The sequence below is a fragment of the Picosynechococcus sp. NKBG042902 genome, from assembly GCF_963864045.1.
GTDB lineage: Bacteria > Cyanobacteriota > Cyanobacteriia > Cyanobacteriales > MRBY01 > MRBY01.
In genome coordinates this window covers 34,914-59,336 of sequence record NZ_CAWLTV010000070.1, presented here as the reverse complement: position 1 = coordinate 59,336, position 24,423 = coordinate 34,914, and the positions used below count along the sequence as shown (strand labels likewise).

21 protein-coding genes are annotated in these 24,423 nt (G+C 50.8%); 10 read left to right on the top strand and 11 right to left on the bottom strand.

The window, feature by feature from the left end; all coding sequences use genetic code 11:
• Window positions 1-104 precede the first annotated feature (104 nt).
• Window positions 105-1,805: a bicarbonate transporter BicA gene (bicA, locus tag AACR41_RS09075; protein ID WP_030006870.1), complete on the bottom strand. Its 1,701-nt coding sequence runs from the start codon at window positions 1,803-1,805 to the stop codon at window positions 105-107.
• Window positions 1,806-2,135: 330 nt separating this feature from the next.
• Here bicA and mltA point away from each other — a divergent pair, with 330 nt between their 5' ends.
• The gene (mltA, locus tag AACR41_RS09070; RefSeq protein ID WP_030006869.1) at window positions 2,136-3,284 is read left to right on the top strand and encodes a murein transglycosylase A; all 1,149 of its coding nucleotides are present in this window, start codon (window positions 2,136-2,138) and stop codon (window positions 3,282-3,284) included.
• A gap of 79 nt (window positions 3,285-3,363) precedes the next feature.
• Here mltA and AACR41_RS09065 read toward each other — a convergent pair whose 3' ends face one another.
• Both AACR41_RS09065 and AACR41_RS09060 read right to left on the bottom strand, forming a co-directional pair.
• Window positions 3,364-3,927 (bottom strand): hypothetical protein, encoded by a 564-nt coding sequence (locus AACR41_RS09065; RefSeq protein ID WP_012307965.1) that lies wholly within the window; start codon window positions 3,925-3,927, stop codon window positions 3,364-3,366.
• A 310-nt stretch (window positions 3,928-4,237) separates the two neighbouring features.
• Entirely contained in the window at window positions 4,238-4,561 is a 324-nt protein-coding gene (locus AACR41_RS09060) for a thioredoxin family protein (RefSeq protein WP_012307964.1), read from the bottom strand.
• 109 nt (window positions 4,562-4,670) lie between these two features.
• Between AACR41_RS09060 and fabG the strand changes: the two genes are divergently transcribed.
• Window positions 4,671-5,435, top strand: a complete 765-nt coding sequence (fabG, locus tag AACR41_RS09055; protein WP_030006868.1) for a 3-oxoacyl-[acyl-carrier-protein] reductase — start codon at window positions 4,671-4,673, stop codon at window positions 5,433-5,435.
• A gap of 9 nt (window positions 5,436-5,444) precedes the next feature.
• Here the strand turns inward: fabG and AACR41_RS09050 are convergent, their stop codons facing one another.
• Window positions 5,445-6,044, bottom strand: coding sequence for a methyltransferase domain-containing protein (locus tag AACR41_RS09050; RefSeq protein WP_030006867.1), 600 nt, complete (start codon window positions 6,042-6,044; stop codon window positions 5,445-5,447).
• A 179-nt stretch (window positions 6,045-6,223) separates the two neighbouring features.
• On the opposite strand from AACR41_RS09050, the gene AACR41_RS09045 reads away from it, so the two are divergent.
• The 3 genes from AACR41_RS09045 (at window position 6,224) to AACR41_RS09035 (ending at window position 10,161) form a co-directional block, all read left to right on the top strand.
• Window positions 6,224-7,342 (top strand): PAS domain-containing sensor histidine kinase, encoded by a 1,119-nt coding sequence (locus AACR41_RS09045; protein WP_030006866.1) that lies wholly within the window; start codon window positions 6,224-6,226, stop codon window positions 7,340-7,342.
• A gap of 33 nt (window positions 7,343-7,375) precedes the next feature.
• Window positions 7,376-9,184, top strand: coding sequence for a putative bifunctional diguanylate cyclase/phosphodiesterase (locus AACR41_RS09040; RefSeq protein ID WP_030006865.1), 1,809 nt, complete (start codon window positions 7,376-7,378; stop codon window positions 9,182-9,184).
• 86 nt (window positions 9,185-9,270) lie between these two features.
• Complete coding sequence (locus AACR41_RS09035; RefSeq protein ID WP_030006864.1) at window positions 9,271-10,161, top strand: S1 RNA-binding domain-containing protein; 891 nt, start codon at window positions 9,271-9,273, stop codon at window positions 10,159-10,161.
• 109 nt (window positions 10,162-10,270) lie between these two features.
• On the opposite strand, the gene AACR41_RS09030 is transcribed toward AACR41_RS09035, so the two are convergent.
• Entirely contained in the window at window positions 10,271-10,615 is a 345-nt protein-coding gene (locus AACR41_RS09030; protein WP_012307958.1) for a DUF760 domain-containing protein, read from the bottom strand.
• 204 nt (window positions 10,616-10,819) lie between these two features.
• Between AACR41_RS09030 and AACR41_RS09025 the strand changes: the two genes are divergently transcribed.
• Genes AACR41_RS09025 through rsmI form a run of 3 tightly spaced genes read left to right on the top strand, consistent with a single transcriptional unit; the run spans window position 10,820 to window position 13,730 of the window.
• Entirely contained in the window at window positions 10,820-11,743 is a 924-nt protein-coding gene (locus tag AACR41_RS09025; RefSeq protein WP_030006863.1) for a class I SAM-dependent methyltransferase, read from the top strand.
• 3 nt (window positions 11,744-11,746) lie between these two features.
• A complete protein-coding gene (locus AACR41_RS09020) occupies window positions 11,747-12,850 on the top strand; it encodes an NAD(P)/FAD-dependent oxidoreductase (RefSeq protein ID WP_030006862.1) in 1,104 nt (367 codons plus the stop codon).
• A 34-nt stretch (window positions 12,851-12,884) separates the two neighbouring features.
• On the top strand, window positions 12,885-13,730 hold the full coding sequence (rsmI, locus tag AACR41_RS09015) for a 16S rRNA (cytidine(1402)-2'-O)-methyltransferase (RefSeq protein ID WP_030006861.1): 846 nt from the start codon (window positions 12,885-12,887) through the stop codon (window positions 13,728-13,730).
• A gap of 2 nt (window positions 13,731-13,732) precedes the next feature.
• Here rsmI and AACR41_RS09010 read toward each other — a convergent pair whose 3' ends face one another.
• From AACR41_RS09010 to AACR41_RS08990, 5 genes are all read right to left on the bottom strand, one after another.
• Window positions 13,733-14,566, bottom strand: coding sequence for a helix-turn-helix domain-containing protein (locus AACR41_RS09010; RefSeq protein WP_045441842.1), 834 nt, complete (start codon window positions 14,564-14,566; stop codon window positions 13,733-13,735).
• Window positions 14,563-15,342, bottom strand: coding sequence for a pseudouridine synthase (locus tag AACR41_RS09005; protein ID WP_030006859.1), 780 nt, complete (start codon window positions 15,340-15,342; stop codon window positions 14,563-14,565). The genes AACR41_RS09010 and AACR41_RS09005 overlap by 4 nt, the downstream gene beginning before the upstream one ends.
• A gap of 191 nt (window positions 15,343-15,533) precedes the next feature.
• Window positions 15,534-17,018, bottom strand: a complete 1,485-nt coding sequence (locus AACR41_RS09000; protein WP_030006857.1) for a TldD/PmbA family protein — start codon at window positions 17,016-17,018, stop codon at window positions 15,534-15,536.
• A gap of 30 nt (window positions 17,019-17,048) precedes the next feature.
• Complete coding sequence (locus AACR41_RS08995; RefSeq protein ID WP_030006856.1) at window positions 17,049-18,290, bottom strand: NAD(P)/FAD-dependent oxidoreductase; 1,242 nt, start codon at window positions 18,288-18,290, stop codon at window positions 17,049-17,051.
• Between the two features lie 6 nt (window positions 18,291-18,296).
• The gene (locus AACR41_RS08990) at window positions 18,297-18,566 is read right to left on the bottom strand and encodes a hypothetical protein (protein ID WP_198158652.1); all 270 of its coding nucleotides are present in this window, start codon (window positions 18,564-18,566) and stop codon (window positions 18,297-18,299) included.
• 36 nt (window positions 18,567-18,602) lie between these two features.
• On the opposite strand from AACR41_RS08990, the gene leuB reads away from it, so the two are divergent.
• Both leuB and clpB read left to right on the top strand, forming a co-directional pair.
• Window positions 18,603-19,688, top strand: a complete 1,086-nt coding sequence (leuB, locus tag AACR41_RS08985) for a 3-isopropylmalate dehydrogenase (RefSeq protein WP_030006854.1) — start codon at window positions 18,603-18,605, stop codon at window positions 19,686-19,688.
• Window positions 19,689-19,892: 204 nt separating this feature from the next.
• Complete coding sequence (gene clpB, locus AACR41_RS08980; RefSeq protein WP_030006853.1) at window positions 19,893-22,484, top strand: ATP-dependent chaperone ClpB; 2,592 nt, start codon at window positions 19,893-19,895, stop codon at window positions 22,482-22,484.
• Between the two features lie 350 nt (window positions 22,485-22,834).
• Here clpB and AACR41_RS08975 read toward each other — a convergent pair whose 3' ends face one another.
• On the bottom strand, window positions 22,835-24,211 hold the full coding sequence (locus tag AACR41_RS08975) for a choice-of-anchor I domain-containing protein (protein WP_152550989.1): 1,377 nt from the start codon (window positions 24,209-24,211) through the stop codon (window positions 22,835-22,837).
• Window positions 24,212-24,423 lie beyond the last annotated feature (212 nt).

Sequence of the window (24,423 nt, the reverse complement as noted above, 5' to 3'; positions counted from 1 at the left end):
AAGTGAAAATCGAACCCGGAGAGGGCTATCTGCCGACCATACCGCCCTAAGATAAGCCGGAAGGTTAGACCAAGATAGCCAGGAACCCACCGCAGATCAGGGCCTTAACCCATCTCTGAACTGGGAGCCGTCACACCATCCGCCAAATGGGGATAGATTCCGAGCACGGCATTCTTGAGGGCTTCTTCCCGCGACATTAAACATTTATCGGGGGGAACCCGCTTAAAGAGCTTGAGTTTTTCCAGACGGCGACGGGTTTGGCCCGCAGCACCGACAATATAAACCTGACGTTCTTTGTCGAGGGCCTCTTCAATGGCATTTTCTAGGGCTAGGGAAGCGGTCACCCCCATGTGGGGCACTTCACCGATATCAAAGACGAGGGCGTCACAGTCACCCATGGCATTGTGTTCCCTGGCGATCGCCTTTGCGACCCCAAAGATCATCGGCCCACTGAGTTGGAACAAAAGAACGCGGCCTTGACCTTCATCCAACCAGCGTTTTTCAGTATTCGTCAGGCGGATATTATCGTCAGCATCACTGACCGTTTGGACTTTTTCGGACTGGAGATTACTCATCCGTTCGATGGTGAGCACGTTAGCCACAAAGACACCCACACCCACGGCAACAATCAAGTCAACCAAGACCGTTAACAAAATGACGCCGTACATAATAAAGGCTCCCTTGGGGGAGATTTCGTGAGCCCGTTTCAGGAAACTCCAGTCAATAATGTCAACCCCGACCTTGAAGGCAATCCCTGCTAACACAGCCAGGGGAATGGTTGCCGTCAAACTCGCAGCCCCCAGGATCACAACCAACAGGACAAAGGCCCGCACCAATCCAGACAGTGCAGATCGACCACCAGACTGGATATTTACCACAGTCCCCATGGTGGCCCCAGCCCCGGCAATCCCGCCAAACAAGCCGGAAAAGAGGTTCCCTAGACCCTGACCAATTAATTCTTTATTGGAATTATGTTCTGTCCGGGTCAAGCTATCGGCAACGACCGAAGTCAAGAGGGCATCGATACAACCGAGCATCCCTAGCACTGCCGCATCGAGAATCATCCTCTGGAATTCCCCTGCACTGAAGCTCGGTCTTACCAGCTCTGGGAACCCGGCTCGAATTTCACCGATGCGACGGAGATCGCTTACTTCTGGCGGGAAAACGAAAAAGGCGATTACCGTCCCCAGGACAAGGGCGACCAATTGGGGCGGGATTACCTTTTTAAACTTCTCTGGCATAAACCAGATGATCGCCACGGTGCCTAAAGCTAAGGCTGTTTCGCCCGGTTGAATATTACTCAGTAGTGTGGGTAAATTTTGGAGCGTGCCGATGACGCCGCCCCCCGGACTCGCCTGTCCCAGGAAGGGTGCTAATTGCAAAATGACCAGGATAATTCCAATCCCTGACATGAAGCCAGAAATCACGGTGTAGGGCATCATGGTGACGTATTTGCCGAGTTTGAGGGCGCCAAAAATAATTTGGAACACCCCGGCCATCATCACGACGGTAAAGGCGATCGCCAAACCTTCTTCTGGAGTAGCGGCGCTGGCCGTGAAATGGGCAATCACAGCGGTCATAACCACCGTCATCGGCCCTGTGGGTTCAGAAATGAGGGTGGGGGTTCCCCCAAAAAGGGCGGCAAAGAAGCCCACAAGCACAGCACCCCAGAGACCGGCCTCGGCCCCGGCACCGGATGCCACCCCGAAGGCGAGGGCCATGGGCAACGCAATGACCGCCGCCGTTAGCCCGCCAAAAATATCGCCGCGGATATTCCTAAAGTGAATTTTGTTGGTTATCTGCATGGTTACGCATTTTTCAGATCAGTAGTGAGCAAAGCACTTAAACAAACCATAAAGGATTCGTTGCTTAGCCTGTTGGGTGTGAGTTAAGTTGTCAGTGCAACAGGAGCATAGTTTAATATCTATGAAAATTTTATTTTGTATTGATTAACATCTAACCATAGCCCCCTACCAATTGTCTCCATTGGGAAAACTATCTTTTTGATGAATTGAATAAGTTTTTTTATCTAAAACATAGGTGGCGATCGCCCATGGCCGGACGCAATCGGGAGATTTTTAGGCTTCAAGTTACAATGGCAAGATTCTGTGGGGCGTCTAAGGAAAGAAGATGTTATGAAAATTTTTTGGTCAAGTCTAACCATTGCCACCCTGGGAGCCAGCGCAAGTTTAGTCAGTCAGCCGGGCCTCGCCCAGGTACTCCAACCGACCACAACCCCAGCGGCGATCGCCTTACCGGATTACGGCCTGTGGCAAAACCAAGAACGCCAAAAGTTACTCAACGCCATTGACCATAGCCTGCGCTACATCGATACCAATACTGCCCAAGCGGATTACGCAGCGGTACAAGTCCCCGGCTTCAGTCGAGAAAAGGTGCGGCGATCGCTAGTGCGCTTTCGGCAGTTGGTGCAACAATATCCCGACCCCCGCCAATTACACCAAGCGATCCAGCTGGAATTTGTCTTCTATCGCTCTGTGGGTAAAGATGGCATGGGCCAGGTGGACTTTACCGCTTATTTTGAACCAGCCTACGTCGCCAGCCCCGTTAAAACTAACGAATTTCAATATCCCCTCTATCGTCAGCCCCCCGGTTTTAAAACTTGGTCGCAACCCCACCCCGGTCGTGTAGCCTTAGAAGGCCGTGATGGTATTCCGCCGAGCGATAGTCCCTTGCGGGGGCATGAATTGGTTTGGCTAAAAAGTCGCCTCGAAGCCTACCTAATTCAGGTGCAAGGTTCTGCCCGGTTGCAACTGACCAATGGCCGCACCATGACCATTGGTTTTGATGGCAGCACCGATTATGAATATGTCAGCTTGGGCAAAGAATTGATTAACGAGGGCATTTTTCAGCCAGAAGAATTAAGCCTCCCCAAATTAATTGACTATTTTGAGGCGAACCCCGCAGAACTCAGTAATTACATTCCCCGCAATAATCGTTTTATCTTTTTCCGGGAAACCTTTGGGTCGCCGCCCATCGGTAGTATTGGGGTACCCGTCTTGGCAGAGCGGTCGATTGCCACCGACAAAAGCATTTTTCCCCCAGGGGCGATCGCCTTTATTGCGACCCAGCTTCCTTACCAGCGGGCCAATGGAGACTGGTTAAAACTTCCCGTCAGTCGTTATGTCCTCGATCAAGACACAGGCAGCGCGATCAAAGGGGCTGGCCGGGTTGATATTTTCCTCGGCACCGGGCCAAACACCCAAACCCGCGCTGGTCTCGTCAACGATCCGGGTAATCTTTACTATCTCCTCCTCAAGGATTAAGCCTCGCCCAATTTCTCGATCAAAAATCCCCCTAAATTTTTTCATCTAGGGGGACTGAATCTTAAGGTTCAAAAGCGTGTTAAATATCAACAACGGCCTTAGTTGGCGCCTGGAAATCGGCACATTCTTTGAGCAGGGCATAATCTAGCTCACTAGGAACATTGATCGGTTGGAAACCCGCCGGAACCATTTGCAATGTCGGGCGATCGCCACCAGCGGCGACAAACCCCTTAGCCACATAATCTAATTGGTAATCATAGGCCACCTGTTCGTAGGGATCGAGGACGGCTAAATCTAACTTACCGTTGTTAATCGCGCCCGAAAAGCAAGCATATTCCGAATTCACTTGGTAAAAGACCCCTTGCACCCGGTTGTTGTCATTTACCTGAAGCACCATGTAGTCCTGGCCTAATTGTTGGGCAACGGGAGAAGTTCCATAAACAAAGACGGCACTTTGCTGCTGGGCAATCAAGCGGGTATTTAGGGACGCAAAAAAGTTTTCACTCCGACTCAGGGCACGGTGTTCGAGGGTTGCTCCCTGGGCTAAATTTGGGGCGATCGCCGTCAGACCTAAACCCAGCAGCAGCGCCACTGGCCGCGCCACGAAATGACCTGCGAATTTTCTTAACTTTTGCCACACCATATTGCGCTCCCTAAATCTCTATCAACTGCCAAAAATCTCGATTATGTCCCGAAAAATTCCCCAATTTTTGGATTACTGGCAAAAAATTTTTCTGTGACTTTATTTGATTTCCTTATCTCTGACTGTAACGTAAATCGAAACCCTAATGGAAGGGGAAAAAAGCCTTTCTTCTCATAAGTTTACGATGTGATTTTTTGCTCACAAAAAAAGACCCGGCCGGGTCAAGAAATGTAAATATTCCCTGGGATTTAGATTGAATATTTTGAGCGGTAACCGTTAAGCTCACCACCAGGGGAGTGATGTTAAAGGCTTAATTTTGGAGGGCGCGGCGGATTTGTTGCATCAGTTGTGGCGCGGCAACGGCCCCTTCGATGCGGGAAACTAATTGTCCTTTGTTGTAGAGCACGAGGGTGGGATAGGCATGGACACCGTGGTGGGAGGCAAGGGCCGGATAGCGATCGCCGTCTACTTTAACGATTTGAATTTCATTGGCCATTTGGGGACTGATTTCTTCGAGGGTTTTGCCCATAATTTGGCAGGGGCCACACCAGGTTGCATAAAAATCGACTAAAACAGGCTTTTCGGCAGCCTGTAACATTGCTTCAAAACTGGAAAATTGTTTTTTGACAGCCATGGAAAATAGCTCCGAAACGAGATTGCGAGGGGAATTGTTGCGATCGCACGACCCTAACTCCTATGATAACCCAGTCATCAAAACGCAAAGACTTTTGGAGAGATAGGCAATGGAGCTTTTACCCGCCGCGCAACAACGTCTGAAGGATCAAGTGGCCATCGTCACCGGGGCGTCTCGGGGGATTGGTAAAGCCACGGCGATCGCCCTCGCCACAGAAGGTGCAAAGGTGGTGATCAACTACGCCCGTTCCAGTGCTGCTGCCGAGGCATTGGTCGCGGAAATTCAGGCCGCCGGAGGCGAGGCGATCGCCCTCCAAGCCGATGTGTCCCAGGAAGATCAAGTCAACGATCTCGTCGAAAAAACCCTCGCCCAATGGGGCCAGATCGATATCCTCGTCAACAACGCCGGAATCACAAAAGATACCCTACTGATGCGCATGAAGCTCGATGCCTGGCAGGCTGTCATTGATCTCAACCTCACGGGCGTCTTTCTCTGCACCAAAGCCGTCACCAAACCGATGATGAAAAAACGCCGGGGCCGGATTATCAACATCACCTCTGTGGCCGGACTAATGGGGAACCCTGGTCAAGCTAACTACAGCGCCGCCAAAGCCGGGGTGATTGGTTTTACGAAGACTGTCGCTAAGGAACTGGCCAGTCGAAATATCGTGGTTAATGCCGTGGCCCCTGGTTTTATTACCACTGACATGACCGAAGGCCTCGAAGCCGATGAAATTCTCAAGTACATTCCCCTGGGCCGCTATGGTCAACCGGAAGAAATTGCTGGGATGATCCGTTTCCTCGCCGCTGATCCCGCCGCCGCTTACATTACAGGTCAAACGTTTAATGTGGATGGCGGCATGGTGATGCATTAAAGCGATCGCCTATTTCTTTTGCAAGATCCCCCAATGTTCATCCCCTTGCCGACTCGGCACAGAATTTTGAATCGGATCGAGGGCAAGAATCGTAAATTGTGGGGAAAACAACTGAATTACTTCCTGGGGGGTTGTGCCAAAGGGCGGGCCTCCCGTTTTGTTGTGGGTGTAGAAAATGCCGTAGAGTTTGGCCCCTGGTTTAAGGATTGTGGCCGCCAAGGTAACGTAGTCGGGACGCTGCTCTGGGGCGATCGCACAGAAACAGGTATGCTCGAACAGATAATCAAAGTGACTTTTATGACTTTTTTTGAGATCAAAAATATTTTCTTCGAGTAAAGTAAGGGTAACACCATGCTCTTGGCTTAATGCTTTCGCGGCGGCGATCGCCGCTGGGGCAAAATCAACCCCTGTTACTGAGAACCCCTGTTTTGCTAAAAACACAGCATCATGGCCCTGGCCACAACCCAAAACCCCCCATTCCCCTTGGGGTAATGGCGCTGTCTTTGCGAAAAAATCCTGGAGCGGTGGCGCTGCTTGGCCGAGATCCCAGCGATGTTGAGCCGTTTGATATTTTTCTTCCCAAAAATTTTTTTCCCGAACCATTACCATCGCCCAACCTTAAAGCTTAGTTGCAAAGCACTAATGAGTTTATTTAATCAGTATTACACTAATTTCCAGAGGCTTTCTGATCAAACTTTTCAAATTGATTGCCGTTTAGGGATCAGCAATCCCCCATCATTTCTCGTCTGATTTTTCTTTTTTTCTGTGCGTCTTATCCCACCCTGCCCATGCAATATAATCCTGCTCTAATTCAAGCCCTTGGCGACATCGTCTATGAACGCTGTTTAACCTCAGGTGCAATGGTTTGGTACGGGGATTTTACACGGGTTTTGGGGTATTCGGCGGCGGAAATGGGTAATGATTGTCAAACTTGGCTAGAGCGGCTCTATCCGGACGATCAAACGAAAGTTTTGGCCACTCTCGAACAAGCCTTCGCTCAACAGCAAGCCTACGAGTTGGACTATCGATTCCAGCACCATGACGGCTCCTATGTTTGGATCCAAGACCGGGGAGTGCCCAAAGATATTACTGCGCAAGATTCGGATCAGTTTTGGGTGATTGGGGTGATGCGTGACATTAGCGATCGCAAACAGGTAGAGCTAGATATGCACAATGCCCTGATGCGCGAAAAAGAACTCAATCAACTGAAAACCCGTTTCATTGACATTGCCTCCCATGAATTCCGCACCCCTTTGACCTCGATTTTGGGCTTTACTGAACTCCTCGAACAATACGCTCACAAATTCAACCCAGAAGCGCAACGGCGGCATCTACAGCGAATTAAAGGGGCGGCCCAACGGCTCCAAACCCTCGTTGACGATGTCCTTTCGGTCAGTCGCGTCGATGCAGGACAACTCACCCTAGAGCCAGCGCCCGTGCATTTTGAAGGGCTGTGCCAGGACATTATCGAAGAGTTGCAAGTGGTGTTTGGCCATACCCACCCGATCCAGTTTGATTTCGTTCCCCAATACCAAGGCGATCGCCGCCTCTTACCCGTCCTAGACGCCAAGATTATTCGCCACATTCTGTCTAATTTACTCTCGAATGCCCTCAAATACTCCTTTCCCGGTGAAGCCGTCAGCCTAGTAGTTTGTTGTGGCGATCGCCAAATCAGCATCACCATCACTGACCGGGGAATTGGCATTCCCCAAGCCGATTTACCCCATTTATTTGAACCCTTTCACCGGGCTCAAAATGTTGGCAAAATTCCAGGCACAGGCTTAGGGCTACACATTGTGAAACGTTACATTGACTTACACAATGGTACGATTATGGTCGCAAGTCTCGTGAATTCTGGCACCACATTTCGCGTTAAAATTCCCTGCTCTTTCGTGAGTAAACCCTGACTGACGCATCAAGTCCCATGAGAAACATCTACTATGGTTGCCTCCTCACTTTCTCCTACCATTCTCGTTATTGAAGACGAAGATTCGATCCGAGAGCTCATCGTCACCTTGCTCATCGCCGAAGATTATCAGGTGCTAGAAGCAGAAAATGGACAAATTGGCGTCGGCCTCGCCATTGAAAATTGTCCAGATTTGATTATTTGCGACATTATGATGCCAGGCATGGACGGTTATAGTGTCTTAGAAGTGCTCCAAGCAGATCCAGAAACCGAAACGATTCCATTCATTTTTTTAACGGCCAAAGGTACGAAAGAAAACATTCGTCAAGGGATGAACTTGGGGGCCGATGATTACCTCACAAAGCCCTTTACCACCTACGAGTTACTTGACGCTATTAAAACACGTTTGCGGAAACATCGCTCCTGGCAGGGGTATTTTCAGCAAAAAAAACAAGCTGGCGATCGCCAACAAATCAACTACGCCGTTACCCACGATCCCATTACCCAGCTTCCCAATCAACTCGCCCTCCGGGATGACCTCAACCGCCTCCTAAAACAGTGGGAACCGTTCGTTCAGCAGCAACTCCAACCCCATGAGTCGTGGCAAATTCCCATTTTCTATCTGAGCGTTGATCGCTTTGAAAAAATCAACGAATTATTTGGCTATCAATTTGGTAATGCTGTCCTCAAACATATCGTGCGCCAGTTGGTGACGGTGGTAGCCGAGGAGGCCTATTTAGCCTGTTTAAATTACACAGATTTTGTGGTGATTTATCCCCCCAATTGTGCGGTGCATGAGGCCGAACTCAATCAAATGGCAGAGCAGATCCTAGAAGCCTTTAGCAGCCCCCTGACGGTCAATGGGCAAAAGATCTTGATCAATTGGTACATCGGGATGATTACCATGCCCTACCGGGAATACAACTTCGATAAGTACCTCAACCAAGCAAAAGAGGCGATGGAAACGGCGCGTCAACGGGGCAGCACGAACTATTATTTCCATTTCCAAGAAGCGCAAATTAATGCCAATCACCAAAATCTACTGCTTGATGCGGATCTCTACGACGCGATCCAAAACAATCAACTGACCTTGTATTACCAACCTAAAATTAGTACGACGACGGGCAAAATTGTTGGTGCAGAAGCGCTCATTCGCTGGTTTCATCCCACCTTAGGTATGGTCTCACCGGCGAAGTTTATTCCCCTCGCTGAAAAAAATGGTTTGATCGCCAGCATTGGAGAATGGGTGTTTCGGGCCGCCTGTCACCAGGCTCAACAATGGATGCAAAGGGGCATGAGCGATCTTAGGATCGCTGTTAATCTTTCTGGACGGCAATTTTATCAGGCTCAACTGGTGGAAAATCTGGTCGAAATTACCCAGCAATATGGGATTAATCCGGCCCAAATCGAACTGGAAGTGACCGAAAGTATTTTGATCTCGGATGTGGAGTTGGCGATCGCCCATCTGCAAGCCCTAAAAAACTCCGGTTTTCCCATTGCCATTGATGATTTTGGGACAGGCTACTCCTCCCTGAGTTATCTCCAAAATTTCCCCTTCGATATCCTTAAAATAGACCGCTGCTTTGTCCGCAACGTCGCCCACAACATTACCAACTCCACCATCGTCAAACACATCATCATGATGGCGAAACAACTCGAACTGACCACCGTCGCCGAGGGAGTCGAAACCATGGCCGAATTAGAATTTCTCAAGACGCAACATTGTGACGAGATTCAGGGATTTTTGTTTAGTCCGCCGGTACCCGCCGAAAAATTTACAGCAATGCTCCAGGCCGACCAAAACTTTTACGAGCCATGTCCCATCTCGCCTAATCCCGCCTAGCTTCCGACCCTGACGCTACGAAAGAACCGGAGTACGATAGGATTAAGCCTATTCCAAACTTTTTTCGTATCAGACATTTATTCACAATGACTGCAGAGCCTAATCCCGCGATCGCCTTTTCCATGGACGACTTTGAGCATGCCCTCACCGAACATGACTACCATTTCGAACAGGGGCAAGTGGTCACAGGAAAAATTTTTGAACATCTATCCGATGGCGTCCTCGTGGATATTGGTGGAAAATCACCTGGGTTTTCTCCCCTCCGGGACGCACTCCTGGCAGGCGAAACAGATGCCCATACGGCTCTGCCCGTGGGCGAAACCGTTGAATTTTTGATTGTCCGGGGTCAAAACGCCGAAGGCCAAGTCACCCTATCCCGCCGCAAATTAGCCGAACAACGGGTATGGGAAGATCTCGCCCAGGCCGCCGAAGCAGGCAACTCTGTCCAGATGCGGGTCACAGGTAGCAATCGGGGCGGCGTCACTGGTGATGTCCAAGGTCTGCGGGGCTTTATTCCCAATTCCCACCTAGTCGATAAAAATATTGATAATCTGATGGGACAACTCCTGACGGTTAATTTCCTGGAGTTTGACCAAGAGCGTCGCAAATTGGTTCTGTCCCAGCGCTATGCCGCCCAAGCCGAAGTGATGCGTCGCCTGTCGATTGGGGCTTTAGTCAGTGGCACCGTGGTAAACATTAAACCCTACGGCGTTTTCATTGAACTCGATGGCATGACCGGGCTGCTCCACCGCAGTCAAATTAGCGCCAAGCCCGTTGACCAACTCGAAGCCCTTTTTAGTATCGGCCAAACGGTGCGGGTGCTGATCACGGACATCGAAGAAAACAATAATCGCATTTCCCTTTCTCTCCAGGCCCTCGAAAAATTCCCCGGTGAAGTGATTGAACAGTTTGACGCAGTACAAACCAACGCCGAGGAACGGGTAGAGACAGCCCGCAAAAAACTCAATCTGGTTTAAGGCATAAAAAATAAGGGAAAAGTTTCCCTTGTGAACCGAAATCAAACAATTTGATTATTTGAGGTGGTTTTTTTAGACCATCTTTTTTTTGGGCAAATTTTGCCAGTGACTATTCAAAATCTAAGTCCGTATGGAGAGAACCTGATTCAACTAAGCTCGATTCTAGGTTCATGCGTTGTTCCATCTGACCGAGGAAATAGCCCGTCATCATGGCGGACGCCAGGAGATTTGCTAAATTTTCGCGGTCGGTGGTGATGCTCACTTGAAAATCATCTGGGGGTAAGACACCGATTAAGCCTCTGACATTGTGGGCGATGATATCTTTTATCTCCGAGCTAGCGGACTGGGCCACCCGTGCAAGTACGTCCGGATTTTGCTGTTGCAAGTATTCCATTAAATTGTTTGCGGCTTGTTCGTCAACGTCGGCGGAAAAGAAGTCAGAGTTAAAAATCATTCCTTAGTCCGAAAATATTTACTGCTCACCCCCCACTTTAGCTTTTATTTATCGGACTGTACATGGTGGGTAACCGGAGAGCCCAGAGAGAGCGTTAGGGGCCAATGGTGTGAATCACGAAGGCGATCGCCCCCAAAAATTCCCCAGGGAAGATCACCTGTAAAATAGATTACGCCCACAAACCCTGTTGTATTCATTTCAACGATGACCGTAAGCCCGCCTCGCCAACCCACTGATTTCCGTGTCAAGCTAGTCAACGGCCTTTTAGCGATCCGACCAATCGCCGCCCTGGCGAAAAACCGTGCTAGGGCAATGATGATTCAACGGGCCGAAAAGTTAGGGGTGCCCTGGCGAGAAACTGTGGCGACCCTACAAAAACGGGATTGGCAAGCAGATCTCGCGGCGGTTGAAAATCCAGATTTAGCTTATCCCGAATACTACCTGCGTTCCTTCCATGCCTATGAGTCCGGAAATTTGGGTTGGGAGCCGGCCCTAGAGGTCGAGTCGGCGGCCTATTCTGTCCATTCAACCTTGTTTGGGGAACCGAACGTCCAAGGGGATGCGTTGTTGCGGGATAGTTATCACCAAATTTTGAAATTCAACATCGATATTACCCCGGAAAAAATTGTTGATATTGGCTGCAGTGTGGGCATGAGCACGGAGGCGCTACAGCAGGTTTTCCCCAATGCTCAGTTAACAGGGGTGGATTTGTCGCCCTATTTTCTCGCAGTGGCAAAATATCGCACCGCTCATCACGCTGATCAGTTTACCTGGTGCCACGCGCCCGGAGAGGACACCCAACTGCCTGGACAATCGTTTGATTTAGTCTCCTGTTCTTTGATTTTCCATGAGCTTCCCCAAACAGCGGCGATCGCCATTTTCCGGGAGGCGAAACGACTCCTCAAGCCCGGCGGTTACTTCGCGCTGATGGACATGAACCCCCAGGCGGAAGTTTATAAAAAAATGCCCCCCTATATTTTGACGTTGCTCAAAAGTACAGAACCCTATTTGGATCAATATTTCGGTCTCGATGTGGCCCAGGAATTGCAGCGGGCTGGGTTTGAAGCGCCCTTCATCCAAGAAAATACGGCTCGTCACCGCACGGTCATTGCCAAGGTTCGGGATTAAGCGATGGTGAAACGGGTTGTGATTTTAGGGGCGGGGGTCGTTGGGGCGGCGATCGCCTATGAATTGAGTCAACTGGATCAGTTCGAGATTACGGTTTTGGACACAGCCCAACCCGCCAGGGGCTCGACGGGGGCGGCCTTGGGGGTGCTGATGGGGATCATCAGTCGCAAAACGAAGGGACGCGCTTGGACTTTACGCCGCCGCAGTATGGAACGTTTCCCGAGACTTTTAGAAGAGCTTGCCGCTGCGGATCAGCCAGTACCCCACAATCCCCACGGCATTTTGAAATTATTGCGGGAACCAGAGGAACTGGAAAAAGGCGATCGCCTCCGGGAATTGCGCCAAGCATCGGGTTGGCAGTTGGCAATCTGGGATCAAGAAATCATTCAACAACATTGTCCCCACCTCCAAGCCAAGGAAGCCGCTGGCGGCATTTTTTCGCCCCAGGATTTCCAGGTGCAGCCCATCCCCTTTACCGAAGCCTTACTAGCCGTCGCCCAACAGAATGGTGCGCATTGCCACTTTGGCATTTCCCAACCCAAGTTGGAGATAACGGATCAACATTGTCAAAAAATTAGCACAGATCAAAACAGCTATCCTTGCAATTGGCTCATTGTTTCAGCGGGTCTGGGTTCCCTAGAAATTACGAAACATCTAACCGAAAGCCTGTCCCTGGGGCCAGTGTTGGGGCAAGCCTTTCACCTGCGCGTGCCAAAAAATCTTGAACCGCAAACTCTTTTTCAACCCGTGGTTAGCTTTGAAGATATCCATGTGGTACCCCTGGGCCAAGGGGAATATTGGGTGGGGGCGACGGTGGAATTTCCCGCTGAAACAGGTGGAATCACTCCAGACACCACCCTCGCTGATCAAGTGCTCCAAAAGGCGATCGCCTTCTATCCGCTTTTAAAAAATGCAGAAATTCTCCGGCATTGGTCAGGGAAACGGCCCCGGCCCAACGGTCAAGGCGCTCCCGTTCTCAAAGGGTTAGCGGATTACGACAATATCCTCCTGGCCACAGGCCACTACCGCAATGGCGTCCTCCTGGCCCCAGCGACGGCCCTAACGATTCGCGATTGGCTCCTGGCCCCAGAAACCATCCCTTTTTAGTTTGTCCCAGTCCCTAATTTTTCTCACGTAAATCATGACGACCTCCGGCACCCTTTATCTGGTGGGCACCCCCATTGGCAATCTCGATGACATGACTTTCCGGGCGATCGCCACCCTCAAAAACGTCGATCTAATCGCCGCCGAAGACACCCGACACACCGGCAAACTTCTCAAGCATTTTCAAATTGCCACCCCCCAAATTAGCTACCACGACCACAACCGCCACCAACGGCAGGCGCAACTCCTCGAAAAATTACGCAGTGGGCTAAATATTGCCCTCGTGAGTGATGCCGGATTACCGGGGATCAGCGATCCGGGCTTTGAGTTGGTCACCAGTGCGATCGACGCAGAAATTACGGTGGTGCCCATTCCTGGGGTCAGTGCCGGACTCACGGGCTTAATTGCCTCTGGATTATCGCCGGAAAAATTTGTCTTTGAAGGTTTTTTACCTCCGAAAAAGAAGGATCGCCACCAGTTACTAACACAGCTATCCCAAGAACCCCGCACCCTGATTTTCTATGAAGCACCCCACCGATTGGTGAAAACCTTAACGGATTTGCTGGAACATTTTGAAGGCGATCGCCCCCTTGTCTGCGCCAGGGAACTGACAAAACTCCATGAAGAATTTCGGCGCGGCACCCTCGAAACCGCCCTCACCCATTACCAGCAGCACAACCCCAAGGGAGAATTTACCTTGATCTTGGCCGGAGCAAGCCCACAAACTGACCACGAGGCACTGACCGATGCTGAAATTTTGGCCCAACTTCAGGCGTTAATGCAACAGGGCATGAGTCGTTCTGGGGCTAGTCGCACCCTCGCCCAACAGCTGAATTTATCCCGCCGCCACATTTACCAACTCAGCACAGAGCTAGAGGGTTAATTCTAGGAAGACGCTTGGGTTTTGGGCTTGTTGTTGTCTGCTTTAGCCTGGTAAGTAAATTCTTCGACGGCACCGGGTTCCCCTAAACGGTGGGGTTGCTGGTTGTTGATGGTGATATAAACGGCCCCTGCATTGCCAGAACGGACGCGCACACTTTCATCGGCGATCCATTGTTTTTGGGTGCCCTTGGCGAGGGTGCCTTCAAAGGCCGTTTGACCATCGATTTCGACGCGCATCCAGGCCATTTCCTGGGCGCGAATATCCACCACCACGGATTCTGGTACATCTGCCCCATTATTATTGGAGTCGATCGGGGCGGTGACTGACGGGGATAGTGCTGTGGTCTGGGCTGTGTTACGTTCCTGGCGGGCTGGGGTTGTGCTCTCTAGGAGGGCTGGATCAAGTTGGGGCGTCAGACTGGGGTTTTGGTTACGGACGATGTTGCCCAGGGATTGCACCGTGGCAACAATGATCAACAAATAGGCAAGGTACAGATGACTCGGCCGCAACTGGAAATGGTAAATAAATTGGCTCCAGCGGGGAATATGCCAACGGTTCTGGGTTTCGGCTTGGGGAAATTCCTGGGCGATCGCCGTGCCATCGAGGCCAAGACATTCCGCATAGCAACGCAGGAGACCTTGGAGATAAACCGGTTCTGGGAGTTGCTCTAGGCGACCCGCTTCAATATTTTCAAGGAGTGCCCGACGAATGTTCGTTTTACGGGACACAAAGGCGAGGGACCAGTCTTTGGCGAGGCGTTGTTGCTGCAACTGGACACCAATTTGGGCGAGGTATTCTTGCTGGGGGATGGGGGAATGGATCGCTGTCTCCTTCATGCTTGGTACTCCCGGACTGGGGCGGATGAATGGAATGGGAAATTAGAATTATATTGGGATCGGAGCTGTTTGATCTCCGCTTTCGTTAGGGGACGGGCTTGACCCCGTTGCAGATCGCCCAAGTGTAGGCTACCAATGGCGAGACGATGGAGTTTTACCACAGGAAAACCGAGCTGTTCAGCGACCCGACGGATCTGGCGGTTGCGCCCTTCGGTAAGCATGATATCAATACAGGTTTTATCTTGGGTAATGGTTTTGAGGTGAATTTGGGTGGGCAAGGTACGGCGATCGCCCAACATTACCCCCTGACGCCACTGATCGAGGACATGTTCTGGTACTTTCCCCTTGAGCCAAACGCGATAGGTTTTGGGAATGTGGTAGCGGGGGTGAGTCAGGGCCAGGGTGAAATTACCGTCATTGGTCAGCAGCAACGCCCCTGTCGATTGGGCATCGAGGCGGCCGATGGGATGGATTCCCTTTCCCTGTCGGAGCGGAGGGGGCAGCAAATCTAAAACCGTCGATCGTCCCTTGGGATCAGCGCAGGTGGAAACCACCCCCTTGGGTTTGTGGATCAGGTAATAGTAATGTCGCGGGCGTTCGGTCGCCTTGAGGGGTTTACCGTCAACACAGAGGCGATCGCCTTCTGGATCCGCTTGATCACCCAATTGAACGGGTTTGCCATTGAGGGTCACCCGTCCAGCGAGAATGAGTTTTTCTGCTCCCCGCCGTGACGCAATGCCCCAACGGGCGAGAATTTTTTGCACCCTTTCAGCCATAGATTATGGAGTGCTGGTTTTTAAAAAGCCAGGAAAATTGCAAGTCATATTTTACAAATCTTAGCAGGTGTTGTTTCCCCGCATAAATACCTAAAATCAAAGGCAGATGTCGAAATTCCTTGACAAAAGTAAGCCAAAGCGTGGGCTGACCTTGATCGTTTACCCACGACGTCCGGCGTAATTTCGTCGGCTTAACGACCAATGGTGATGTTCCCCACCCGGATGGGGACGCAGGCGTGGGTCATTTGGGCAATTTGCATCGGTTCGCCTTTGCCGCACATATCGGTGCCGCGCTGTTCTAATTCTGAGGCCGGGGCGATCGCCTCGACTTTATTCCAAAATTCTGTGGTCATGCTCTGGTAGGTGAGATTTTTGACCATGCCTTGAAGCTGGCCATTTTTAATCCGCCAGACGCCATTGCCGCCAAACTGGAAATTCCGCCGTTGTTGGTCAATGGAAAAAGTATCATCCCCATCGATGAGGTAACCATCTTTGGTATCGGCGATCATGTCCGCGAGGGTTGCCGTGCGATCGCCCCCTGCTTCCCCAGGTTCGAGGCCGAGATTCGGAATCCGTACCATGGGGACACTGGCCCAACTGTCGGCAAAGGCACAGCCGTTACTTTCCGGACGACCAAGGCGGTGGGCGGTTTCCCGGTCGGTGAGATAATCCGTCAAAATGCCATCTTTAACCACGTACCATTCCTGGGCCTTGACTCCTTCGTCATCATAGCCAGCGGTGCTGCGGCCACCGGGTTGGGTGCGGTCGGCTTTGAAGTTGACCCAAGGGGCAGCGTATTGCAACTGGTTTAGATGGTTCGTCGTGGCAAAACTTGTCCCGGCAAAATTCGCCTCATAGCCATAGACCCGGTCTAATTCCGTGGGATGGCCGACGGATTCGTGGATCGGCAGCCAGAGATGACTGGGTTTGAGGATCAAGGTGGTTTCACCGCTGGGTGCTGCGGGGGCATGGACTTTTTCGATGGCTTCCTGGGCGACGCGCGCGACATTGTTCCGGAGGGTTTCCGGTTCGATGTGTTCGTAGCCGAGGTTCAAAGGCGATCGCTCATATTTACGACCTTGGGCGTCCCCATTGGCCACAGCCGTACAGCCCATCCCAGCGCCACTGCGATAGAGTCGTTGTTCAATTAACGACCCTTCCGTAGACGCAAAAATTTTGTCCTCTTGGGTAAAGCTCAGATAAGCATAGGCTTTTTTAATCTGGGGATCATGGCCCAAGAACCGATCCGTTAAATCGAGCAGTAAGTCTGTTTTTTCCGTAAGGGACACAGCAAAGGGATCGATTTGAATTGGCGTTTCGTAGCGATCGCGGTAGGCCGGCACTGGCACCAGACGAATCGGTTCTCGTTGGCTGAGGCGACTGCCTTTGGCAGTATCGATGGCCAACTGCACAACGCGCACGATCTCTGCGGTCGTCCGCCGGTAACTCGCGGCAAATCCCCAGGCTCCCTGCCACAGGACCCGCACCCCAAAACCAGCGCTCACATTATCACTGAGGCGCTTGAGGGAACGATCCTGGGCCCAGAGTCGCTGCTTACGGTAGGTACAAAGACGAATTTCGCCGTACTCACAACCCTGCTGCCGAATAAACTGAATTGCGGCCTGGGCAAGGTCGGTAAAGGTCATGTGCTGGGGGTGAGGCGCGGCTTGGACCATGGTTTAAAAAAGAATGAGGTTGTTGTGATCTTAATGAATATTTTTGGCGATCGCCTGACCCGCGAGCCAACTGGTCGTCCAAGCACTCTGGAAATTGAAGCCCCCCGTAATTCCATCGATGTCGAGCACTTCCCCGGCGAAAAAGAGGCCAGGACAACGGCGACTTTCGAGGGTTTTGAAGTTCACTTCCTTGAGGGAAACGCCGCCACAGGTGACAAATTCTTCTTTGAAAACGCCTTTCCCTTGGATGTTGTATTGGCCCTGGGTTAATTCTTGGCAGAGAACATTTAATTGTTTCTTTGATAAATCCGCCCAATTTTGATCGAGGCTGATCCCCGCAGCTTGGGTCAAACTTTGCCATAGACGCTTGGGAATATCCACTGGGGCGAGGGTTGTAATTTTCTTTTTGGGATGTTGGGTTTTAAAAGTTTGGATGTCTTGACGGAGGGTTTCCGGATTGATGTCCGGGAGCCAGTTGACCGTGAGGGGCATTGTGTAACGGTGTTCGGCTAAAGCGCGCGCCCCCCAAGCCGAGAGTTTTAAAACCGCTGGCCCACTGAGGCCCCAATGGGTGATCAGGAGTGGCCCCGTTTGCGCGAGTTTTTTCTTGGCATCTAGCTTAATACTCACAATGGCCTTGGGCACACTCACTCCAGCTAGCCCCTGAAGTCGGGGATCATTAATCTGAAACGTAAATAACGATGGTTGCGGTGGAATAATTTTGTGGCCCAGGGCGGCAGCGAAACGGTGGCCAGAAGGGTGACTGCCCGTTGCTAATAAGATGTATAAGATGTAGTCGGCAAAAAGGCGATCGCCTCCCTTGAGATTCACCTGAAATTGTCCTGTTTCATCTTTAACAATGCTTTGCACAACAGCCCCGGTGCGACATTGAACCTTTGCCTGGGTTGCCGCTGCGAGAAAGGCGCGAATAATTGTTTCGGAATCGTCCGTCACCGGGAACATTCGTCCATCGGTTTCGGTTTTGAGCTTGACCCCTTCGGCCTTGAGCCAAGCAATCATGTCCTGGGGTTGAAACTGACTGAAGGCACCCCGTAATTCCCGCTGGCCCCTCGGATAGGCCTTGACTAATTCCACGGGATCAAAGCAATGGTGGGTGACATTACAGCGGCCGCCCCCAGAGATTTTCACTTTACTGAGAAATGTTTTACCCGCTTCGAGGATAATCACCTCTAACTTTGGGTTCGTCCGGGCAGCGGCGATCGCCCCAAAAAAACCCGCCGCACCACCCCCAACGACGATTAATCTTGCCATGGTTTGTTAGTAATTCTTTGTCCACTCCAGCCCATAGAGGATCCCAGAAAGGAGCGTCAGGAGCAACATGATATTGATAATGCCCCCCGGCAGTAGCGTAAAGGGCGGCACCCCAAACCCCCGCAAAATCCAGAGCAATAAAAAGCAGACGAGACAAGTAATAAAGAGGTAGAGAACACCGGAAGAATTGGAGCGATTCACAGGGCGACACACCGGGTCAAATAACGTCTCTAGTTTAACATTTGCCCCTTGGGGCCGCCCAAAACCCGCTATCATAAACAGTTGCAAAAATATCTAGATCAACACCCTCCTATGACCCAGCAATACCGGATCACCCTCCTCCCTGGCGATGGCATTGGCCCCGAGATTTTGGCCGTGGCAGTGGACGTTTTAAAAACCATTGGCCAACAATTTGATCTAGAGTTTGTTTTTACCGAAGCTTTGATGGGGGGCGCGGCCATTGATGCCACCGGGGAACCCCTCCCCCAAGCGACCCTAGATGCTTGTAAAGCCAGCGATGCGGTATTGTTTGCGGCCATTGGTGGCTACAAGTGGGATAACCTGCCCCGGGCGCAACGGCCAGAAACGGGTCTATTGGGTTTGCGGGCGGGCCTGGGTCTGTTTGCAAATTTGCGTCCGGCCACGATTTTGCCCCAGCTCATTGATGCCTCTACCCTGAAGCGGGACGTGGTTGAAGGGGTCGATATCATGGTGGTGCGGGAACTTACTGGCGGTATTTATTTCGGGAAGCCCAAAGGCAGCGTCACTTTAGAAACGGGCGAGAAACGGGGCTTCAATACCATGGTCTATGACGAATCGGAAGTGGATCGCATTGCGAAAGTCGCCTTTGAAATTGCCCAAAAACGGGGTAAACGTCTCTGTTCTGTGGATAAGGCGAATGTTCTGGATGTGTCGCAACTATGGCGCGATCGCCTGAATCTAATGGCCGAAAATTATCCCGATGTGGAACTGTCCCATCTCTACGTGGATAATGCCGCCATGCAGCTTATCCGCGCTCCCAAGCAGTTTGACACCATTGTCACAGGGAATTTATTTGGGGACATTCTTTCCGACGCGGCCGCCATGCTTACGGGGAGTATCGGGATGTTGCCCTCGGCTAGTTTGGGGGCGGATGGCCCTGGGGTTTACGAGCCAGTCCATGGGTCTGCGCCGGATATTGCTGGCCAGGATAAGGCGAATCCTCTGGCGATGGTGCTCAGTGCGGCGATGATGTTGCGCTATTCTTTTGACCAACCAGAAGCAGCAGCCAAAATCGAACAAGCGGTACAAACGGTCCTCGATCAAGGCTTCCGCACCGGCGACATTATGTCCGAGGGCATGACTCTCCTGGGTTGTAAAGGCATGGGCGAAAAACTCCTGGCGGCCCTCAATGCTTAGGTCTTACCCTGGGTGTTGATGCCGGGAAATAATTCGGTGAGCCATTTTTAAAAAATGCTTTTTGGCCATGGGGAACCTGAACTTTTCGAGACGGATTCCCCTACTGTCAAATTCTCCAGACAAAAATACAATAAATGGGTAAGTTCTAGGGTTTCTTTTCGGAGAAGCGATGGGACTTTATCTTAATATTTATTGTTCTGTCCTATGCAACCCACTAACCCGAATCAATTTACCGAAAAAGCCTGGCAGGCGATCGCCCAAACGCCGGATCTTGCCAAACAAAATCAGCAGCAGCAGATCGAATCTGAACATCTGCTACAGGCACTGCTAGAGCAAGACGGCCTCGCGAAAAGTATTTTTACCAAAGCAGAGATTCCCCTCGCCAAATTGCGAGACCGCACCGCAACCTTTATTGCCCAGCAACCGAAAATATCCCAACCGAGCGAATCGGTTTATTTAGGGCGGAGTTTAGACCTCCTTTTAGACCGCGCCGATCAACACCGAAAATCCTTTGGGGATGACTTTATTTCCGTTGAACATTTAATCTTGAGCTATGCCAAAGATGACCGTTTTGGCAAAAATCTCTACAAAGAATTTGACCTCACAGAAAATAAATTAAAGACGATCATTACGCAAATTCGAGGTAATCAAAAGGTGACCGACCAAAACCCGGAAGGGAAATACGAATCCTTAGAAAAATATGGCCGTGATTTAACGAGTCTCGCCCGCAACGGCAAACTAGACCCGGTCATTGGTCGCGATGATGAAATTCGCCGCACGATTCAAATTCTCTCCCGCCGCACGAAAAATAATCCGGTTTTGATCGGGGAACCAGGGGTCGGGAAAACGGCGATCGCCGAAGGATTAGCCCAGCGGATCGTTAACCGTGATGTCCCCGAATCCCTAAAAGACCGCACCTTGATCGCCTTGGATATGGGGTCACTCATTGCTGGGGCAAAATATCGCGGCGAATTTGAAGAACGCCTCAAAGCTGTTTTAAAGGAAGTCACCGACTCCGAAGGGCAAATTATTCTCTTTATCGACGAAATCCACACCGTTGTCGGTGCTGGGGCGACCCAGGGGGCAATGGATGCCGGGAACCTGCTTAAACCGATGCTCGCCCGGGGTGAACTGCGCTGTATTGGCGCGACGACCCTCGATGAATACCGTAAATACATCGAAAAAGATGCGGCCCTGGAACGGCGCTTCCAGTCGGTGATGGTCAACGAACCCAATGTGGTCGATACCATCTCGATTCTGCGGGGTCTGAAGGAACGCTACGAAGTGCACCACGGGGTCAAAATTGCTGATACAGCCCTCGTTGCTGCCGCGATGCTCTCCAACCGTTACATTAGCGATCGCTTTTTACCGGACAAGGCGATTGATCTGGTGGACGAAGCCGCAGCCAAACTGAAGATGGAGATCACCTCCAAGCCAGAAGAACTGGATGAAATTGACCGGAAAATTCTCCAGTTGGAAATGGAAAAACTCTCCATCCAAAAGGAAAAAGATGAAGTGTCCCTCGAGCGGCTCGCCAAGCTGGAAAAAGAACTGGCCAATTTTAAGGAAGAGCAGTCCCAACTCAACGCCCAGTGGCAATCGGAAAAAGAATTTATCGACAAAATTCGCTTTCTCAAGGAGGAAATCGATAAAACCAACCTAGAAATTCAACAGGCCGAACGCAATTATGACCTCAATAAGGCGGCAGAGTTGCGCTACGGGAAGTTGACGGAACTGCAACAGAAAATCAAAGATATCGAGAGCAATCTCGCGGCCCAACAGGTAACTGGAGAATCTCTGCTGCGCGAAGAAGTGATCGAGTCGGATATCGCTGAAATCATTTCAAAATGGACAGGTATCCCGATTAGTAAATTAATCGAATCGGAAAAAGAAAAGCTGCTCCACCTCGAAGCAGAACTCCACCGTCGGGTTGTCGGCCAAGAAGAAGCCGTTACCGCCGTTGCCGAAGCGATCCAGCGATCGCGTGCCGGACTTGCCGATCCCAACCGGCCCACCGCCAGTTTTATTTTCCTGGGGCCGACGGGGGTCGGGAAAACGGAACTTGCCAAAGCCCTTGCCCAATTTCTCTTTGATACCGAAGAAGCCCTCGTGCGGATCGATATGTCCGAATACATGGAGAAACACGCCGTTTCCCGTTTAATGGGAGCGCCTCCAGGCTATGTGGGCTATGAAGAAGGGGGCCAGTTAACGGAAGCAATTCGCCGCCGTCCCTACTCGGTGATTCTCTTTGACGAAATTGAAAAGGCCCATGCCGATGTGTTTAATGTGATGCTGCAAATCCTGGATGATGGCCGTTTGACCGATTCCCAGGGGCGGACAGTGGACTTTAAAAACACGGTGATCATCATGACCAGTAATATCGGTTCCCAATTTATCCTCGATATTGCCGGGGATGATGCCCGTTACGAGGAAATGCGCAATCGGGTAATGGAGGCGATGAATGCGAACTTCCGGCCGGAATTTCTCAACCGCATCGATGAACTGATTATTTTCCATGGTCTACAAAAGGATCAACTGCGCTCCATTGTTCAACTTCAGGTGAATCGCCTCGCTGAACGTCTCGCCGAACAAAAGATCAGTATTCAACTCACCCCAGAAGCCTATGATTTCATTGCCGAGGTGGGCTATAACCCGGTCTATGGTGCGAGACCCCTCAAGCGGGCCGTCCAGAAATATGTCGAAACGGCGATCGCCAAAGGGATTCTCAAGGGTGAATTTAAAGCAGGCAGTGCCATTACAGTCGATGTGAAAGATGAACGTTTGACTTTTATTTAAAGGCAATGGGTTGAAATCCCCGCCCCTTGGGGCGTAATCCTCTATAATCATGGTGTTGACATGGCAACAGATAGCGAAAACCAAGCTAGACACATACAAAGTATTTTTTGTGACCATGAGCTTTGCCCTCAGGAACTGGGGAGTCAGCCTATCGCCAGAATATTAAGACTCGCTATTCCTCGGAATAAAAAGCTGTTCTTTGGGTAGGAAGCTCCGCTGCTTGCGGCGGGGTAGTTCACACGCCTTTGAAATTCATCTTCATAAATGAACCCTGTGTTAAAAGCTTAGAAGCTAACACAGGGTTTTAAGTTTCTAGAATTTATTTACGTCAACTCAACGCAAGAAAAAGCCTAGCGTGGCATCACATTGATGTTTACCAAGCTCATGGCGTTGCCTTCTGGGTTGGAGACAATCACTTGATTCGTTGCAGGAATAAATTCAATCCCTTCTGGCTCAAACCCAGCCTCTTGATCGGCCCGAACAACATCAGGGTTGAGAACGACAGTATCGAGTAGCTGAACATTTCTAGGGTTGGAAATGTCATGGATTGTGATCGCATCTGAACGCTCGATCGCCACGAATGCTAGGGTACGACCATTTACAACACCAACAGAAACAACCTCAGGTTCCGGGCCTTTGCTGTTACAGCGCTGGGGCAAGCCGAGGGCAATGATGCTTTCTTCGATGGAATTGCCGCTATCTCCCAAAAGTTCACCCGTGGTTGCGTCAAAGACACTAATACTGCGGGTACCATGGGGACTTAAGGGAATTCCTTCGTAGGACTGGTTATTGACATTGGTCAAATTATCTTCATCGGCAGTGACAAAGTAGCGACCATCTGGGGTAATGGCAATGCCATCGGGTTCACGGGCAGAGGTAAATTCTTGTCTGAGGGATAGGTCATAGCTGCCAGAACGACAGCTTCCTTCTTCAACTTTATCTTGAACTAAACCGAAACCCGTACGAACGCCGACATCAAAGTTTTGCACCGAAAAGATATCATGGGTTAGACGTCTGGGTAAAGGAGAGGGAATTTCAATGCGAGCGACAGCATTATTTTCTTGTAGTGTGGCGACAATAAAAGAGCTATCAGCCGCGATGCGAACCGTCTCAGGCTGTGGGTCGTGGGGGAAAAAGGGAATATTGTCGGGGGGAATGGGCACCTCGATCTGGGTCATGCGATTGGGGCCACGTCGGAGATCAATGATCGAAACGGTTCCAGCGCCATTTTCTAGGTTCGTCAGATCTTCTTCGTTTTCTTCATCTTCATTGGCGACGGCAGCAAACTGACCGTTCGGGGCGATCGCCACGGAGTCTGGGCCGCGACCTACAGTTACGTGCCCAAGGGGTTCTAGATCGGGGAGAGAGAGGGCCACGACCTTGCCTGGCATTTCGTCAAAGGTATCCAGATTTGCGTCATCTGCGTCTTTGACCCCGATGAGTGCGAAGGCCCCGTCTGGGCTAATGGAAACTCCAGTGAGTTCGGCGTCCGCAGAACCTGCGGGCAAAAATTCATCCGTTAGGGTCCAAGTCCCTTCGACGGTTAAGGCATTATCTTCGATCGCCACTAAGGTCGCTGTTTTTGCGCCGACCACAAGGGCGTGGCGACCATCTTTTGTGACAGCGAGCATTTCTGCACCGGCGAGATCCGTTAATGTGAAAACAACTTCACCTCGAATGGTTGCGTTTTGGGCGATCGCTTGGGGCGGAAAGATTAGCGTGCCCAATGGAAGGCCGGCAAGAGTCGATAAGAGAGCTAACTTGAAACTAGCTTGTAGCTTGGGCTTCACCATTGATGCCACTAAGCTTTTCACACCACTATTTAAGTTCATTACCTAATATTTATTTGATTAATACCACGACCCCAACGATACAATGGAAAGAGAATTGATTGAGTTAAAAAGAAACTAAGCAAAGTTTAATTTTAGATTTTGTAAAG

Bases quoted from the DNA above. Each gene is read 5' to 3' on its own strand.
- AACR41_RS09010 (WP_045441842.1), bottom strand. From the start codon at position 14,566: ATGAAGGAGACAGCGATCCATTCCCCCATCCCCCAGCAAGAATACCTC.
- leuB (WP_030006854.1), top strand. From the start codon at position 18,603: ATGACCCAGCAATACCGGATCACCCTCCTCCCTGGCGATGGCATTGGC.
- AACR41_RS09000 (WP_030006857.1), bottom strand. From the start codon at position 17,018: ATGGTCCAAGCCGCGCCTCACCCCCAGCACATGACCTTTACCGACCTT.
- rsmI (WP_030006861.1), top strand. From the start codon at position 12,885: ATGACGACCTCCGGCACCCTTTATCTGGTGGGCACCCCCATTGGCAAT.
- AACR41_RS09065 (WP_012307965.1), bottom strand. From the start codon at position 3,927: ATGGTGTGGCAAAAGTTAAGAAAATTCGCAGGTCATTTCGTGGCGCGG.
- bicA (WP_030006870.1), bottom strand. From the start codon at position 1,805: ATGCAGATAACCAACAAAATTCACTTTAGGAATATCCGCGGCGATATT.
- clpB (WP_030006853.1), top strand. From the start codon at position 19,893: ATGCAACCCACTAACCCGAATCAATTTACCGAAAAAGCCTGGCAGGCG.
- AACR41_RS09020 (WP_030006862.1), top strand. From the start codon at position 11,747: ATGGTGAAACGGGTTGTGATTTTAGGGGCGGGGGTCGTTGGGGCGGCG.
- AACR41_RS09005 (WP_030006859.1), bottom strand. From the start codon at position 15,342: ATGGCTGAAAGGGTGCAAAAAATTCTCGCCCGTTGGGGCATTGCGTCA.
- AACR41_RS08995 (WP_030006856.1), bottom strand. From the start codon at position 18,290: ATGGCAAGATTAATCGTCGTTGGGGGTGGTGCGGCGGGTTTTTTTGGG.
- AACR41_RS08990 (WP_198158652.1), bottom strand. From the start codon at position 18,566: ATGATAGCGGGTTTTGGGCGGCCCCAAGGGGCAAATGTTAAACTAGAG.
- AACR41_RS09060 (WP_012307964.1), bottom strand. From the start codon at position 4,561: ATGGCTGTCAAAAAACAATTTTCCAGTTTTGAAGCAATGTTACAGGCT.
- AACR41_RS09035 (WP_030006864.1), top strand. From the start codon at position 9,271: ATGACTGCAGAGCCTAATCCCGCGATCGCCTTTTCCATGGACGACTTT.
- AACR41_RS09025 (WP_030006863.1), top strand. From the start codon at position 10,820: ATGACCGTAAGCCCGCCTCGCCAACCCACTGATTTCCGTGTCAAGCTA.
- mltA (WP_030006869.1), top strand. From the start codon at position 2,136: ATGAAAATTTTTTGGTCAAGTCTAACCATTGCCACCCTGGGAGCCAGC.
- AACR41_RS09030 (WP_012307958.1), bottom strand. From the start codon at position 10,615: ATGATTTTTAACTCTGACTTCTTTTCCGCCGACGTTGACGAACAAGCC.
- fabG (WP_030006868.1), top strand. From the start codon at position 4,671: ATGGAGCTTTTACCCGCCGCGCAACAACGTCTGAAGGATCAAGTGGCC.
- AACR41_RS09040 (WP_030006865.1), top strand. From the start codon at position 7,376: ATGGTTGCCTCCTCACTTTCTCCTACCATTCTCGTTATTGAAGACGAA.
- AACR41_RS09045 (WP_030006866.1), top strand. From the start codon at position 6,224: ATGCAATATAATCCTGCTCTAATTCAAGCCCTTGGCGACATCGTCTAT.
- AACR41_RS09050 (WP_030006867.1), bottom strand. From the start codon at position 6,044: ATGGTAATGGTTCGGGAAAAAAATTTTTGGGAAGAAAAATATCAAACG.